At 23.5% G+C, this 15,909-nt stretch carries 21 protein-coding genes and 2 pseudogenes; 17 read left to right on the forward strand and 6 right to left on the reverse strand.

The annotated features are described in order from the left end of the window. Positions 1 to 146: 146 nt before the first annotated feature. The 6 genes and pseudogenes from ACZ91P_RS16290 to ACZ91P_RS16315 all read left to right on the forward strand — a co-directional run bounded on the left by ACZ91P_RS16290 (position 147) and on the right by ACZ91P_RS16315 (position 4,703). On the forward strand, positions 147 to 350 hold the full coding sequence (locus ACZ91P_RS16290) for a DUF2649 family protein (RefSeq protein WP_465157339.1): 204 nt from the start codon (positions 147 to 149) through the stop codon (positions 348 to 350). After that, positions 350 to 1,360 (forward strand): annotated as a pseudogene (locus ACZ91P_RS16295) (hypothetical protein). Before ACZ91P_RS16290 ends, ACZ91P_RS16295 begins: the two are co-directional and overlap by 1 nt. After that, a pseudogene (locus tag ACZ91P_RS16300) lies at positions 1,353 to 1,751 on the forward strand (hypothetical protein). Before ACZ91P_RS16295 ends, ACZ91P_RS16300 begins: the two co-directional pseudogenes overlap by 8 nt. Before the next feature lie 73 nt (positions 1,752 to 1,824). Next, positions 1,825 to 2,025: a hypothetical protein gene (locus ACZ91P_RS16305; protein ID WP_465157340.1), complete on the forward strand. Its 201-nt coding sequence runs from the start codon at positions 1,825 to 1,827 to the stop codon at positions 2,023 to 2,025. A gap of 657 nt (positions 2,026 to 2,682) precedes the next feature. Next, positions 2,683 to 4,320 (forward strand): lipoprotein, encoded by a 1,638-nt coding sequence (locus tag ACZ91P_RS16310; RefSeq protein ID WP_465157341.1) that lies wholly within the window; start codon positions 2,683 to 2,685, stop codon positions 4,318 to 4,320. A 101-nt stretch (positions 4,321 to 4,421) separates the two neighbouring features. Further along, positions 4,422 to 4,703, forward strand: a complete 282-nt coding sequence (locus ACZ91P_RS16315; protein ID WP_465157342.1) for a hypothetical protein — start codon at positions 4,422 to 4,424, stop codon at positions 4,701 to 4,703. Here the strand turns inward: ACZ91P_RS16315 and ACZ91P_RS16320 are convergent, their stop codons facing one another. Beyond that, positions 4,704 to 4,964 carry a hypothetical protein gene (locus ACZ91P_RS16320; RefSeq protein WP_465157343.1) on the reverse strand — a complete coding sequence of 87 codons (261 nt, stop codon included), beginning with the start codon at positions 4,962 to 4,964 and terminating at the stop codon, positions 4,704 to 4,706. It abuts the gene before it with no gap. Between the two features lie 207 nt (positions 4,965 to 5,171). Between ACZ91P_RS16320 and ACZ91P_RS16325 the strand changes: the two genes are divergently transcribed. From ACZ91P_RS16325 to ACZ91P_RS16365, 9 genes are all read left to right on the forward strand, one after another. Next, a complete protein-coding gene (locus ACZ91P_RS16325; RefSeq protein ID WP_465157344.1) occupies positions 5,172 to 5,510 on the forward strand; it encodes a hypothetical protein in 339 nt (112 codons plus the stop codon). A 49-nt stretch (positions 5,511 to 5,559) separates the two neighbouring features. Further along, positions 5,560 to 6,348: a hypothetical protein gene (locus ACZ91P_RS16330; protein ID WP_465157345.1), complete on the forward strand. Its 789-nt coding sequence runs from the start codon at positions 5,560 to 5,562 to the stop codon at positions 6,346 to 6,348. Continuing rightward, positions 6,327 to 6,599, forward strand: a complete 273-nt coding sequence (locus ACZ91P_RS16335) for a hypothetical protein (RefSeq protein ID WP_465157346.1) — start codon at positions 6,327 to 6,329, stop codon at positions 6,597 to 6,599. The genes ACZ91P_RS16330 and ACZ91P_RS16335 overlap by 22 nt, the downstream gene beginning before the upstream one ends. Before the next feature lie 39 nt (positions 6,600 to 6,638). After that, positions 6,639 to 6,884: a hypothetical protein gene (locus ACZ91P_RS16340; protein ID WP_465157347.1), complete on the forward strand. Its 246-nt coding sequence runs from the start codon at positions 6,639 to 6,641 to the stop codon at positions 6,882 to 6,884. 67 nt (positions 6,885 to 6,951) lie between these two features. Beyond that, entirely contained in the window at positions 6,952 to 7,119 is a 168-nt protein-coding gene (locus ACZ91P_RS16345) for a hypothetical protein (protein WP_465157348.1), read from the forward strand. A gap of 266 nt (positions 7,120 to 7,385) precedes the next feature. Then, on the forward strand, positions 7,386 to 8,549 hold the full coding sequence (locus ACZ91P_RS16350; RefSeq protein ID WP_465157349.1) for a hypothetical protein: 1,164 nt from the start codon (positions 7,386 to 7,388) through the stop codon (positions 8,547 to 8,549). A 71-nt stretch (positions 8,550 to 8,620) separates the two neighbouring features. Then, on the forward strand, positions 8,621 to 8,842 hold the full coding sequence (locus ACZ91P_RS16355) for a fructose-bisphosphatase class II (protein WP_465157350.1): 222 nt from the start codon (positions 8,621 to 8,623) through the stop codon (positions 8,840 to 8,842). Then, positions 8,827 to 9,327, forward strand: coding sequence for a fructose-bisphosphatase class II (locus ACZ91P_RS16360; protein ID WP_465157351.1), 501 nt, complete (start codon positions 8,827 to 8,829; stop codon positions 9,325 to 9,327). The genes ACZ91P_RS16355 and ACZ91P_RS16360 overlap by 16 nt, the downstream gene beginning before the upstream one ends. A 274-nt stretch (positions 9,328 to 9,601) precedes the next feature. Continuing rightward, complete coding sequence (locus ACZ91P_RS16365; protein ID WP_465159031.1) at positions 9,602 to 10,210, forward strand: aldo/keto reductase family protein; 609 nt, start codon at positions 9,602 to 9,604, stop codon at positions 10,208 to 10,210. A gap of 412 nt (positions 10,211 to 10,622) precedes the next feature. On the opposite strand, the gene ACZ91P_RS16370 is transcribed toward ACZ91P_RS16365, so the two are convergent. Beyond that, a complete protein-coding gene (locus tag ACZ91P_RS16370) occupies positions 10,623 to 10,748 on the reverse strand; it encodes a hypothetical protein (RefSeq protein ID WP_465157352.1) in 126 nt (41 codons plus the stop codon). Between the two features lie 8 nt (positions 10,749 to 10,756). Further along, the gene (locus ACZ91P_RS16375; protein ID WP_465157353.1) at positions 10,757 to 11,947 is read right to left on the reverse strand and encodes an Mbov_0401 family ICE element transposase-like protein; all 1,191 of its coding nucleotides are present in this window, start codon (positions 11,945 to 11,947) and stop codon (positions 10,757 to 10,759) included. Positions 11,948 to 12,038: 91 nt separating this feature from the next. Between ACZ91P_RS16375 and ACZ91P_RS16380 the strand changes: the two genes are divergently transcribed. Further along, positions 12,039 to 13,586 (forward strand): hypothetical protein, encoded by a 1,548-nt coding sequence (locus ACZ91P_RS16380; RefSeq protein WP_465157354.1) that lies wholly within the window; start codon positions 12,039 to 12,041, stop codon positions 13,584 to 13,586. Positions 13,587 to 13,595: 9 nt separating this feature from the next. Then, positions 13,596 to 13,775 (forward strand): hypothetical protein, encoded by a 180-nt coding sequence (locus ACZ91P_RS16385; RefSeq protein WP_465157355.1) that lies wholly within the window; start codon positions 13,596 to 13,598, stop codon positions 13,773 to 13,775. A gap of 38 nt (positions 13,776 to 13,813) precedes the next feature. On the opposite strand, the gene ACZ91P_RS16390 is transcribed toward ACZ91P_RS16385, so the two are convergent. The 3 genes from ACZ91P_RS16390 to ACZ91P_RS16400 all read right to left on the reverse strand — a co-directional run bounded on the left by ACZ91P_RS16390 (position 13,814) and on the right by ACZ91P_RS16400 (position 15,792). Beyond that, positions 13,814 to 14,140: a S1 RNA-binding domain-containing protein gene (locus tag ACZ91P_RS16390; RefSeq protein WP_465157356.1), complete on the reverse strand. Its 327-nt coding sequence runs from the start codon at positions 14,138 to 14,140 to the stop codon at positions 13,814 to 13,816. 208 nt (positions 14,141 to 14,348) lie between these two features. Then, positions 14,349 to 15,011 (reverse strand): hypothetical protein, encoded by a 663-nt coding sequence (locus ACZ91P_RS16395; protein ID WP_465157357.1) that lies wholly within the window; start codon positions 15,009 to 15,011, stop codon positions 14,349 to 14,351. Between the two features lie 613 nt (positions 15,012 to 15,624). Then, positions 15,625 to 15,792: a hypothetical protein gene (locus tag ACZ91P_RS16400; protein ID WP_465157358.1), complete on the reverse strand. Its 168-nt coding sequence runs from the start codon at positions 15,790 to 15,792 to the stop codon at positions 15,625 to 15,627. Positions 15,793 to 15,909 lie beyond the last annotated feature (117 nt).

A 15,909-nucleotide genomic window follows, 5' to 3' on the forward strand; every position in this document is an offset into this window, starting at 1 on the left:
TTATATGATTATTGAGTTCAATTTATTAGTTATATTATTGGTTCAAATGCTCCCGAATTTGTGTATGTTATATCGTTTGTATTATTTATCGTTTTATTTTTTGGAATGTTTTTTAAACTTATTCAAAAAATGTGGAGTTTTTAAAAATGCAAAATGATTGAGAAAAATTAAAAGAGTTTTTTATTCATGTATTTTTGTTTATAGATAAAACAAATGTTGAAAATATTACAACTTTAAATTTAACACAAAATGAATATTTAATTTTGATGGTTGCTGTTTGAATTGTAATTTTGTTTTTAACTTGGTTTTTGTTGTGAATTATTTTTAAAATAGTTGGGTATTTTAAATAATGAAAAAGTTTGTATTTTTTTTAAAAAATTATTGTTATATTAGCGGTTCAATGGTTTTGTTTAGTTTAATTGATTTGTTACTTTGAATAATTTCATTAAATTATAATGGTTTAGTATTTTGACTATTATTTGTTCTATAATGTGTATATTTTTTTGGTGATTATGAAAAAATATTTTTTATCAGTTAAATGCATTTAGGTTAGTTGATTTTGTTTGAGATAACCCTTTGTCAGTTATCATTGGTAAGTTAGGAACAGGTAAAACATTACTTTTAACTTATTTGTCTCAGTCTATGAAATTATTAACAGATGAAATTTATAGTAATTATCCATTAGAAGATGACAAGGTTAAAGTTTTAACATTTAAAAATTTGGATTTTACTGATCAAACAAAACCAATTTCTCCAGATGATAGTGTTATTTTATTTGATGAAAGTTATTTATATATTGATGGAACTAGTTCGCACGATGAGAAAAAAGTTCATAGTGGCAAGATACCGTGAATTGTTTTAGCAAGACATTTTGGACACCGTGCTTTTTTTCTGCTCAACGTGAAGGTATGCTTTAAAATAATATTCGTCAATTAGCTAGTGGAATTATTATTCCTATTTCATTAAAAAACCAATTGTTAAAAAAGGATTTAATTTTTTTAATCGTTTCTTTATTATGCGAATTGGTATTTTTCAAGATATTACTGATTATGAAATTTGAAAAACTGAGTCTGTTAAAAGAACAGCCGAAGGTAAACGTGCAAAACATAGATCTGATGTCGAATTAGGAATTCGGTTTTTTAAGATAATTATTCCGCTTGAATTTGCTAATAAATACGATAGTTATTGATTAAGTTTTGTTCGTGATTTTAAAAATGATGAGGTTGTTAATTAAAAAGAATACTTTTGAAAAGATATATCAAAATTAAATAATAAACAACGCTTAGAATTGTTTGATATTGATATTTTGAAAAAGAATTTAAAACCTAAAAAAGAAAAAGGAAGTGGTAAAGATGATTAATTTATTATCAGAAAGTAGTAATTGAAACAAAATTTTTAGTTTTATTTTTGATGTATTTTTGTTTATTTTTGATGTGATTTGAAATACTAAATTGCCAATGACAAAAACAACGATTGCTTATTTTGTGATCTTTTTTATGGTTATTAAATTATCAATTTATGCTATTCATGGTACATCAACACAATATAATGAATTAGGTTCAACTGTTTAAAATAGTACATCAAAATTATATTCTTCAACAGCTCGTGGAGTTTTAGAGACCAAACAAGGTATACAAAAACATTTTGAAGAACATAAACAATTTAAAATTAATTGTAATAAACAACAATTATCAAGTTTAGCTAGGCAAACAAAAACAAGAGAACAAGGATATCAAAGGGTGAATAAATAATGATTAGATTAGTTTTTTAGTAGCGGCAATCGTTATATTTGGAACCGAATTTATTACGGTTATTATTAATCAGTTGACATCAGCAAAAAATATTATTATGGATTTATATAATTCTGATACTTTTTTACTTTCTTTGTTTGAGAAAATGGCAATTTTATTTAGTAATCCACTAATGTTAACGATATCAAGTTTATATATAGTAGTAAAGAATCCTTTAAAAATTATTTACACGCAAAGGAATTATTTTTACAAGGAAAATACGACGAATTTATAACTTTTTTAAAATCATTACAGAATGAAAGAATTAAATTAAGGTATTTTATTAATTTAAAAAATGGTATTTTAAATCAAAATAAAGAGTGAAATATTGGCGTATCTGCTGAAAGTGATGTTTCAAGAGTTGTAAAATCTTGTTTGGGATATGGGAATAAAACATTTTCATTTTCAACATTTAAAAATATTTTGGATTTAAAAATTATGAGATTTAATTTTGGTTAATTTAAAATAATTTAATTTTATTTTTTAAACTATTTTTTAGTATGTTAAAATATGAAATTATTTTTTGTATTTTTATTTTTTTGTGTTATTATGTTTTTATAAAAGAAAAAAGTTTCTTGTTTTTAAATAAATTAAGTAATATCCGTTTATATGCAACACTCCCTTTTTTATTGGAGAATAAGGCGATAAATTAATTTTGAAAAATTATAAATATAGTCTTACTTAAATAAGTATCAATAATGTTATTCAAAAGAAAGAGAAGGAATTACTAATGTTTACTGCTTATATTTTTAGATACTTATATGATATAGTTATTAATTTTTTTACTACAAAATGAATTTATCTATTTATTAAACAAAATAATCCTCCTCCGGCACTATTTTAATTTTATTCTAAAATAAAAAAATTAAAGTGCAAGAAATAGGAGAAAAAAATGAAAAAATTATTAAGTGTTTTAGGTGCTGTAACTTTAGTCGGCACTGGTGTGTCAAATATTGCAGCATGTCATACAAAGACTAAGACGAAAAAAAAAGATACAACTGCGCGTGATCTTCAAGTATTATCTGAAATTCAGAATAAAGCAGTTACTGCAATTACTGAGAAAATAAAAGAAAAGATGTATGTCGATAGTGGCAAAAATAATTTAGCAAAAATTTATTCAAAAGTTAATAATGATAATTCAATGTATCAATTGAATTTAAACAATGCTGAAGATAAGAAATTAGCAAATTATTTTGTTAATGATTTTACGAAGATTTTTGAAACAGTAAATTATAATTTACAGAATGAATATTCAAATTATTTTCCTAATAGTATGCCATTAAATTTTGATGAAGAGCGTAGTGTTATTAATGTTAATTTTGTAAATGTTGAAGCGATAAAAAAGAAATTTCCTGCTGATATTAATCCAGAACCATTTAGTGCTGTTCGAATTGATTTTAAAGCTGTGGTAAGTATTAATTTTAAAACATTATTTTCAAGTTTTGAGATTTCTACAATCTATAATGTTAGTGAGAATACAACCGCATTAAAAGTTCTTTCTGACAAAGCAACAACTTTTTTAATTAAAAATATTCAAGAATATTTTAATAACTTAGAAAACGCTGATTTTAGTACAAATGATATTTTTAAGCCTTTATATGATAATGTTCAATGAGATTTTTCGGAAAAAATTACAGCTTTAGATGAAAGATTAAAGTTTTCATTTAAAGAATATATTAATAGTAAAAAAGAGTTTAAAAATATTGAAATAACTTATAATGCTGTTGAATTAATAAAACAAGTTATGAAGGGAGATTTATCTGCTAAAAATAAAGGCTTTGATAGTTTGAAAGATAATCGAAATATTAATAATTTAACTTTAGCTAATTGATTTAAAGGCGATGAAGGATCAAAGACTATTGAAAATGTTACAGAAGGTGATTTTGTTAATTTTTATAAGAATAAAATTGGTCATGGTTTAAATATTAATGAAGCAGATTATTTGGATTTAGGAACTTTTAAAATTAATTTAACTTATATTAATCTTTATGGTATGGGTTTGTCAGGAAATGTTAAAGGTAGTGAAAATGAAGATTTGATGATAACTTTGCAATTATCAAAAGCAGCAATTGATAAAAAATTAAATAATTGAGGGAAAATTATTATTGCTTTTTGAAAATATATAAATAGTTTAAAAATTACAACTCAGGCAGTTGAACTTAAAGTTTCTAATTTACTATTTAAAAAGTTATTAGATAAAAATCAAAGAGATGGATTAAAAGGAGTAACAAAAATTTTATTGGATGATTTTAAAAGTTCTGAGGCAGCAACGGATTTAGAAGACATTGAATTATTTAATTTAATATCACATCCATTATTTGAGAGAGCAAAAGGAGAAAAAATAGTTGATATTAATAAACGAGAAGGATCAGTTTTAGCATGAAAATATTCTGAAAACGAAAGTTGATCTACTTTATTTACTTTTGGTAAAAATTTAAATAGTGGTTTATATTATTCTTTTGCTGGGATTGGGGAAAATAAATTACCAAGTAATTGTGTTTTATTTCTAATATATCCAATAGTAAAATAAATAATTAAAAAATATTTTAAGAATAATTTATTGTTAAAGATAGATAAATTTAAAAACTTAATCTTTTAATTGATCTTTTAATTCAGAGAAGACAATAAATTATGAAAAAGAACTTAGAATTATTATTACCTAGATTTTTTTTGTTAAATACTAATTCATTTTATAAAATAAGAAAAAATAGAAAAAAAATAAATTTAATAAAAAGAAAAAATAATATAAGTAAAAAAAATATTATTTGTGAAAAAATTGAATTAAAAACACCTGTAACTAAAGTTGATGGTTTTGCAAGAATAAATTCTAGTGAAAATGTATTTTTTTGAACTAAAGAATTATTCCCTAAAAATAAATACTCATTATTTCAAATAAAAGGATTAATCAAATAGTTATGAAGGATGATCAGAAGGAACTAGTTTTGACTCACAAACTAGCAATCGTTTGGTGAATTTATTTTCATTTGACTCTTCTGACGAAATAAAATTAAAAAGAAAAAATATTGGTAATATTTGATATACAGCTGATAAAGATACATATGCTATCGCATATGGCGAATTATTTTTAGATTTTGAATATGTTAATAATACTATTAATGTTAAATTAACAGCTAAAGCAACTGCTGCTAATCCGACCTTCTTGGGTTGAACCAAGACGCAGACAAAATTTTACTTTGAAATTATAATTTCTTAATTACATTATTTAAAAGCAAATTATTAACTTAATTACAATGTGTTAATAAATCAAAATAAAAACTAAGCATTTTAAAGTTTAGTTTTTTCTTAGTATATGATATTATGGCAAAAGAATTAACTATGAAAATATTAAATTTGTAATAAAAAAAAGAAAGGAAAACATAAATGAAAAAAATATTATGTTTAATAAGTGCAACAGAAATTGGAATTAATGGGATGTCTTTTACAGTTGCTAATAATTCATATGAACATATAACTACTAACAAACAATTAGAAAAATTAAAACCAAACCAAATTATTAATTTAACTAAATATGATGATCAAAAATTAAGCAGGTCAGAAAGAAAAACACTAGAAAAATTTGAAATAGTTTCATCTTCGGCACGTCCTATTGTAGAATTAGAATTAGATAAACAATTAGCAAGGTTAGTGCCAAAAGTAATGCCAAAATTATTAACTGCTAACCAGTATTCTTTTCAAAAATGCTCTTGAAAAATATTATAAATTTTTGTCATCGGACTTATTAAAATTAACAATAACAGCTAAGACTTGAATGGAAATAGTTGTTTTATTTATGTTAAATTTAAAAGAAGATTTTATAATTAAATTGAAAAATGGAATTGCTAATTTTCATAGAGAAGATCATAGTGCATGATGAAATTCAATTACAGACAATGATATAAATTCTTTTGCTTATTTAATTTGAGAAAATTTTCCTTACTATTATGATTTATTTCTTAATTTAGACCTTGATTATCAAACTGTAAAAATTACTTTTTATTCTGGATATACATATTATTATTGAGATCAACAAAATCCTTGAAAATATAACGATATTCTTGGTAAAAGAACAGAACTAAAAAATAATCAAGACGACCTTACCTTCCAGCAGGAATTGAATACAGCTGTTCAAGAAAGATATAGATATGATAATGACCAATGTATTGGAAAAAATAATGTTGTTGAATGATCAACAAGAACAAAAATTAAAATTAAAATTAACAAAATTATTTGAGAGAAAATAAATACACTTTTCTTTTCCAATGGTAAATATGATTTTATTAGTAAATTAACAATTTTATTATCAGTCTTTCCTTCTGCATATAATGATACTAAATATAAACTTAATTTAAAAGAGTTAAATTCTTTTGCTGTTTTAATATGAGAAAATTTTAGTTATTATTATAATAGTTCTTTAAAATTAAAAAATAATGAGTCAATTCAAATAACTTCATATATTGGATATAAAGGTGATTTTTGACAACATGATTATTTTGAATATTATAATGAAATTGTTGATAGCAATAATGATATTGTTGAATGAAAAAAAATAATGGAATAAAAATCCAAAATAGTCAAGTTAAAATAATAGCGAAAATACATGATGAATTTCGGAAAAAAAGACAAACAACAGAGCACCCTGATATGACTACTCCTTCAACTAGTGGGATGACACAGTCAAACTTAGATGAAAAATTAGCAAAAGTGTTAACAATGACAATAAATAAGTCATTAGGTGCAGAGCAAAGACCTTCAACAAGTGGAACTTCTTCAATTTTAAATAAAATTGATAATTATTTAGATGAGACATAAACACAAGAGGATAAAGGCTCAAATGAATTAGAAGATTCTATGCTTCCTTTAATAATAAGTGAAATTGATAAATATTTTGAAAGTTCTGAAGGTGAGTTGGTATTATTTAAAAATGAAATTAATAAAAATTTTGATAGAAGAGAAAGGATTGAGGCAGGCTTAAAAAATAAAATTGATAATTACTTTCGCAATAGAGGGAGTGTTTTAGCTTCACTACTAGATAAAATTAATCAATATTTTAGTGATAAGGAAATCCAAAGTAAAAGTATTTGAAAAAATTTATAAAAATATGAAAAAACCATTTAAAACTATAAAATAGTTAATTTCAAGAACAAATCAAGAATATGAATCAATGAGTTGCAGTCAAGAATATTTTCGTCAACATGAAGAGATTGAAATTATAGATGACATAACGCCATTGTTACCAGTAAAAAATAATTTTATTTTAAAATTTATAATATTAGCTATCATTGGTGATATATTAGGTGTCAGAGTATTAAAAGATTTAAATTTGATTTAAAAAATAATTTAAAATAATTAATAGAATATGCATCTAAAGAAGCCAGTATCCTTAAAAAATTTTACGAACTTTTTAAAAGAGATGCATTTTTATTTGGAGAAAATTAATTATAATAATAATTTGATTATATTAATGTTACTTATTAAATTTATATAAAAAAAGTTAAAAAAGTTTAACTTTTTTTATGTTTAGTGTAAGATATAACTAATAGTTTTTAAATAAAAATAATATTATAGTAAAAAAGAATGGATTAGGGAAGTATAAATATGGCAGATCAGGTTACCACAGATCAACAGTTATTACAAAAAGAAAAAAATGTAAAAAATGAATTAGATACTATTCGTACAAAACGCCGCATTATTATGGGAATTATGTATGGATTAATTTCTGCAGTTGGGTATTCTATTGTCCTATTAATGCTATATATTATTCCAGAACAAGGACCATATGGTAATTTAGCAGCGCCAATTAATGCCACTTTTTATGTGACAATTCAAGAAATAATGGCAACTTTTGTGATGTTTATTTTTTATAAGCCAAAAAAATTTATTAATTTTTTAAAATTACTTCGTCACAAAGAAGCTTGACTAATTGTATTATATGGTTTTTTAGGTGGTCCGGTTGCAATGGTATTTTTTCAGTTATCAGTTTTATTAACAATTAATCATCAAGGTGGTATAGATGGAACTGTTCCAGGATTATTGTTAAATTTAAATGTTATTTTAGCGTCAATTGGAAGTGTTATTTTCTTTCGTGCTCGTCAAAGCAAATATACCTGAACTGCTTTAGCAATTTCTACATGTTTAATTTTAGGAATGTCAATTCATTTTGCAATTAAAGAAGGATTAGCTTGATCATCGATTGGAGGGATGTGTTTAGCTTTAGTGACCGCTGGATTTTATGCAATGGAAGCATTAGGAATGTTCCATTTAATGAGTTCTTCAAAAATTAAATTTACAAATCATGAAACAGTATCAATTAAAACTAGTTCTTCAGCGATATTAATGTTATTATTAGGGACACCAATTGCTGCAGTTTTTTCTTATCAAAGTTTCTTAGATGGTTATAAAATTTTTGCTAATTTTCAATATTATGATTATGCATTAATTGTTCTTGCTGGAGGAATTATTATGGGTAGTTCTCGAATGCTATATTATGCATGTTTAGCAATGTCTGGACCCACCTATACAACTTCAACCCAATTATTAATGTTTTTTTGAACCCCAATTTTTCAATATATTTTTATTGCAGTAAATGTTCCAAATAAAATTTCAGAACCAACATGATATTATTGAGTGTATGTTATTCCAATTGTCTTTTGTACTTTTATTATTTCTAGCAATGAATTTTTAGTTCATGCTAGTAAAGTTGGATGAAAGCGGGTCTTTCATGAATTATTTGGTAAGATTCCAAAACAAAATACAAACTAAGGTTAATAAAAAATAAAAATGTAAGGTATTTTACATTTTTATTTTGGAAATTATATGATTAAATATTTAAATTGTTAACAAGTAATGATGTTAAAGCAAAAATTGCAATTTGCGAAGGTGAACTTGATGCAGCACCAATGTTATATCAAGGGCAAACTTTTTCTCATCAACAAGCAATTACGATTGATATTGCAGTTGACCCCATTGAAGGGACAATACCGGCTAGTAAAAATGAACCGGGTTCAATTTCATGTATTGCTGTTGCTAAAATAATACAATGTTACAAATCCTAGAAATGTATATGGAAAAATTGTTTTTATCACAGGACTTAGCTGTAATAGTTGATTTTAATCAACCAATTGAAGCAATTTTATTGACTTTATTAAAAATTAAGCAAAATTTATCATGTATTATTTTAAATAAACGGCGTCATCAAAAAATAATAAAAACAATGCGTCAATTAGGCATTAAGGTTGAATTAATTAATGAAGGAGATGTATTAGGAGCAATTGATGTTGTTTTAAAGAAGGCTGATTTTTTGTATGAAATTGGTGGTGCACCAGAAGGAGTTCTAATGAGTGCATTAGCAATTGCAACTAATTATAAAATGTTTGCACGTTTAATTCGGTATGAGCAAATTTGATCAAATGAAAAAGAAACAGCATTACGAATGAAAATTGAACAGCAAGGTTTAGAACAAAAAATTAGTTACAACACAATTTTTTCTGAACAAGATTTAGTTGCTGATAAACAAGCAATTTTTTTGCCGCTAGTTTAACAGGCGGAACAGTTTTAAAACCATTACAAATTATTGAGATTGGTTATAATAATATTTATCATCAAATTATATCAAAATATCCAATAACAGATAATGTTGAAGAGTTATTAAAACAATATAGTAAATAATTTTAGAGGAGGTTAGAACAATGCCATTTCGCTTAGAAAAAATTGCATTTGGAACTTTATTTTTAAAAAAAGAAGAGGCGATTATTAATGCTTTACAAAATGGTTTTAAAATTATTGATACTGCTAAAGTTTATTAAAATGAAGAAATTGTTGGACGAGCAATTAAAAAATATTTAAATTCTAATAACCAAAGGCGAGAAGATATTACTATTGAAACAAAAATTTGATGTGATGATATTGAGGCAGAGAATAATAGCAATGCTGTGCTAGAGTCGTTAAAACGATTAAATGTTACTTATTTAGATATTGTTTTAATTCATCGCCCAAATTTAAATTTTTACAAAACTATCAAAGCCTATACCGAATTGCTACAATGCAAAGCGAAAGGGTTAATTAATGTTGTTGGTGTAAGTAATTTTGATAAGGATATGATTAAAATTTTGTTTGAAGAAACCAATATTTATCCAAATTTAAATCAAATTGAATTTAATCCTTTTAACCAAAGATGAGATCGTGTACAATATTGTCAAAATAAAAACATTTTGGTACAAGCATATTCACCAATTGCTAATACAATGGAAAATCAAATTCTAGTTGCCGAAACTAAAAAATATAATTGTACTGTTGCTCAATTAGTTTTAGTTTGAATCCAATATTTTAGTATTCAACCAATTGTTAAAGCAGAACTATTACGTCATATCCAAGAAAACAAGCAGTATGATAATATTTATCCCGAAACATTTGATAGGCTTTAATGAAAAAATATTATTATTTTTATTCAAAAAAAATGAAAGAATTTTTGGTAGTATACATTATTTTGAGGTTTTTAATAAAATTAAGTAATTAGAAACAAATTAAGTTTCACTTATGACTAAATGATAACAAAATTTATAAAAAATTCAACTTTTTTTAAAAACATAATTTTTATTTGAAGAAATAATTTATAAAATTATAAATTTTGACACACTAAAAAATACTTTTGAAAATAGTACAGAAAAAACAATTAATATGATTTATTGACCAATTAAATAAAAATATTATAATTATAATTAATCAAAGTGGAGTTGGTATTTATTTTAAAAGTAATAGGCTCAGTGGTTTACAGCCTACTCCACTTTTTTCTTTTTTATCTTGGTTTAATTGTAATTTTAACAGGTTTTTTATTTTTTATAAAGATAAAAATTGATTTTGAGATTGATTTAAATTAAATATATTAAATTCAATTTTTTCTTTATTATTTTTATTAGTTTTATCAACTTTCTCATCATTAATTTGATTATTAAGTTTTAACATAGAAGCAATTAAAATATTGATAAATGTTTCTTTACAATATATTTTGCGCCACGCCCTTTAACAGCCTTAATATAATGTGATACATCACCTTCAACATGACAACCAATATTATATTCTAACGCTTGATTTTCAATTCCTTCTTTATTATTTTTAATTAATTCAATAGTCTCTAATAAAAATTTCTTTTTATTATCAATAACATATGGTAAATGACATATTAAAAAATCTAATAATAATTTATAATTTCCAGTAAAGAAATATATTTTTGATAATTTATATTTTATTCTATGAATTTTGATTCTATTTCGATTTGGGAATAATTGTTTAAATCTATTTGATAAATGAAATTTATCTAAACTATATGATACAGTGTTATTTTTATATTTTGCTTTTACTGCTCTATAAATTTTTTTAATTTGTTTTTCACAATCACTTAATATTAATATTTTAGTATTTTCATTAATATCATAAGTATCCATTGATTTAAAAATTTTATCAATAAAATTATCAATATTAGATTTATCATTTTTATTCTTATGATTTTTATTCATCATTTGAAAAACACCTTTTTTCTTTTTCATTTTTTTTCTGGTTTTTGTTGACTTTTCTTCATCAACACCAACATGCATAGTTGAAAGAAATATTTTATTTTCAACTCTTTTTTTATTTTCTAACATAGGTTCAAAAGCCCCGTCAACTTGAATATATAAAACATTATTTGGAATTTTAATTTTATTGTTATTTTTATTACTAATGTAATCGGTTTCTTCTAAATCTGCATTTTTAAAAATATTAGATATTGTTCTTTCACTAAGATTAGCGTTTTCAACAGTATCTAAAATATCTTTATATCTTTTTCCATCACCCATAAATGAAGTAATTTTATTTATTAAATTTTGTTCATTTCTTTGGTATTTTTTTAAACCTAATTCTTGATCCAAAGGATAGCGATTTATATATTCATTTTTTTCTTCATCATATTTAACATATCTTCTTCTTTTTAAAGGTATATCTCCATCTTCTGTTCTAATTGTTTTTGGTATTTTTGATATAACCTTATATCCTTGTAATATTTGTCCTTGTTGATATAATTTAAATATCTCATTATCTCTTTCAATCAAGAAATTTTTAGTTTCATTTTTTGTTTCTATTCTTTTATTTTCTTTATAATTTTCTAATAAATTTTGTTTTAATTCCATTTTATAATTTCCTTTCGTAATTAAACAATTTTTTAAATTATTATATTTAATACTTCAAATAATTTTATCAAAAAAAGGAGGCTAATTAAAAATGCAAGATTTTACTAAAATTAATAACAAAAAACGAATTACTAGTTATGAACATTTAAATAAAAAATATGATTTAAATTTCAGCGACTATAATTTTGGCTTTGATTGAAAAGTATTTAAAGATTTTGTTGGTGATAGTTATGCCTGATATTTTACTTCGCCAACTTTTTTTAAGTTTGTTTCAGCGGGGCGTGGTACTAATAAAACATCAAATCATTTAGCAGAAAAATTATTTTTTGCTTGTAATTTTACCGATGCTTCATCTAACATTTTACAAAGATATGCCAATACCCATGAAGATACTACATTTGGCGATACAATTAATGTCTGTAACTATTTATATGATAAATATGGGATTGATATAGGACCCGACAATGAAAATGGCATTGTTTGACCTAAAAATGTTAAAGAAGGTGGAGAAATTGTTTTTCCTAGTGGTGTTCGCATTGCTTTTGCAGGTTATGCTAATGGTAATAAAATTATGGGAAAAGTTGGTAAAGGTAGTGGTATTATATCGGCGTGAACAGATGAAATGATACATGCTGAAGAAAAAGAAATTTTAACGGACAAAGAACTAGATAAAAGATATAATAATTTAAGAGTTTCAATGTTTCGTTCAAAAAGTTTAAAAGTATCTTATGAAAAATATATAGACGAAAATGATAATGAACAATATAATTTAGATAATCCTATTCCAGTAACAGAATTATATTGGACATTTCAAGAATGAGACAACATAGCAAAACAATACATAACAGTAACAACATATTTTCATAAAATATATTCTAATCAATTTACTTTTAATCCTTTTGATAAATACCATGTCTTTTATGAAAAATTTGTAACCCCATATTTACCCTTAAATGAAAGAATTAAAAATATTTTAAAAGAACACAATCAAGTATATTCAGAAAACAAAAAAGCATTTAATGGTTTGTGTATTTTTAATTTACGATTAACAATGGATGCTGTTTGAAATAAAATACCTAATATTACTAAAAAACTTGTTTTAACAAACAAACAAGAACGACCTGATTTATTTGAACTTGAATACTACGGTTTTGAATATAACGATAATGACCCCAGTATTTATGTTTTACGAAATTATCGTAAATATATTAAAGAGTATAATTTACAAGATTTTTATAATTCCAATACAAAACAGTATCAATTTGATAGTTATTCAATTGGTGTGGATTATGCTAATGGTAGTGAAGACCACACGGTGTTTTTATTTAGTGGTTATAAAATTAATGAAAATAATGAATATGATAAATATTTAATTAAAGAAAATGTTGTTACCCCAAAAAACGCAATGAATTTAAATGAAATAGTTGAACATTACGGACAATGAATAATCAATACTTTTGATAAATTTTATGATTTTGAATATGCTAGATTTCATTATGATATTAATGCCCACGATTTTATGCAAAAATTGCAAGAAGATATTTACCCTTATTTGGGTTATAAAATTAAAATGTTTAAAGCTAAAAAACATCAAACTTCGTTGAATAAAGAAGCGGGTATAATCAATCGTGTAACATAAATAAGAAAAATGTTTGTCCAAGGCAAAATATATGGCATTTTAAATAATTTTCCATTTTTAGATAAGTGCATTAGTGAACTAAGATTTAGTGATACCAAAACAAACACACCCGATAGTAAAATGTACCATGACCCATATGATGCTTTGTTTTATGGTTCTTATCCATATCGTTTTAAAATGGGAATATAAAAAGGTTTTAAAAACCTTCTAAAATTTATAAATTTTATTTACTTTTTATTTATTAAATAATTAGTATTTAATGATTTTTCTAAACTAGGTCATTTTTCTTGTATTTTATTACCATCATCATTTTTCAATAGTTCAGGATGACAATTTTTATAACTTAATTTAAGATGTTTTCTAACTGAATTAAAATTTAGTATCTCAACTTCAATTTCATCACCAACATCAAAAAAATCTCTAATATCTCTAACAAAGTAATCTGAAATCTCACTAATATGAATTAAACCATCAGCCTTTTCTGCTCTACAAAAAGCACCATAAGGTGTAATGTTTGTTATTTTAACATTAACTTTATTTCCTTTTTTATACATAAAATTAAATATACTTCCTTTCTTTAAATGCTTTAATTATATCATTAAGACTATAAAAATCATTTGCAGGAATTGGGCGAGCGGTTGATTTTCTTAAATTTTTGTTATAGATACATGAAATTCAGATCTTTATTCAAAAGAATGAGAAAGAAAATATCCTCATGATTATTTCATAAATTAAAAAAGTCATTTTAATAAATGACTTTTTTTACATTTCTATTGTAACTAATGATAATTTTTCATTGTTTTTATTAAATAATTCTAAATTATTAATATTAATTTGTTCTTTTTCAGTAAAAATTGTAATATCATAATTTCCATAACCTCATATTCCTGATATTTCAATTTTGCTTAAAAAATTAATATTTTGTGAAAAAAGTATTTTAATATTATTTTCAACAAAATTATTAATTAAATTTAATCATTCTGATTTTGAATATATAATGCTTTCTTTATGAAAATCAAATAGTTTTTCTAAACATATTTCTAATTTATTATTAGAAATAATTAAATTAGTTAAGTATTTGCCATATTCTCCATCTGATAGTTTAATTTCTGCCGGAATAAGTGAAGGTATATTATTTGTTTCTAATTCGTTTGTTATTGATAATCAATTAAAAAAATTTGTTTCTAATTGATAAACTTTATTTTCTGAAATATTATTATTTATATTTTTTAAATTATTTAATTTTATATTTTCTATATTAATATTTTTTAAATCAGAAAAATTAAAATATGATGATTTTAATTTAACTCTGCAATCTTCAAATATTCAGTAATCTTTTTCTGATTCATTTGGTATTGAAACTAGTTCAAAATAATACGGAACAATTAATTTAATATCATCATTATAACCTTTATTTACTGCCATATTACTATATACATAATTTGACAACATGTATACAATTTGTTTAAATCTTTTTACTGCCCTATCATTAAGATAAGATGGGTTTCTAAATTTTCAATTTTCAAATAAACCATCAATAACATTTTCTGGTTTTTGTCCTTAAAATTTTTGGCGTAATTCAGCAATTTTATTTATAGGATTTCCTTTTTCATCATATTTAGCACCTTCAAATTTTCTATCATAATTATATCTATAAGTTAGCATTTTTTTCAATACATCTGCTAAATTACCTTTTACAGGTGCTTGTTTAAATTCTAAAACAACATTACCATAATTATTATCATTATTATTTCCAATTGTTGATACGCATTTTGCAACATCACGAGTACCAATACCAAACCTAATGAATAATTTGCTACTTGAACATAATCATTATCTTTTATAGTTATTTGATTACCTTCTGGTCAGTTTGGTTTTGGGGCTTCTGAAGGAAATGTTGCACTAATTTTAGCAAAATTTATTTTTCCACTAGCAATTCTAACATTATTAAATACTTTTTTTGTTTATTAGATGGTAAATCATCTATACTAGTTAAAATTAAACAATCCTTTTCCTTAATATAATTTAATGCAATTACTTATGATAAAAAACTATATCCTAATCAATATTGAAATATTCGTACATTAGGTTTTGTTTTAATTGGCATTGATAGTAAGGGTACTAAGTTAGCATTTTGAATAATTGATTGTGGATAAGAATAAACACCATTCACATTGCCTCAGCATTTAATATTTCCAAATAACATTGATTTAGGATATTTAATTTCAATTCCAGTAAAGACAGTATCTTCGGGTAATGATTTATGTAATACTAAATGAATACTATTTTGATTTTTTCATTTAAAGTCAGTTATTTTAACTAA

It is taken from the genome of Spiroplasma endosymbiont of Halictus nicosiae (genome assembly GCF_978018445.1).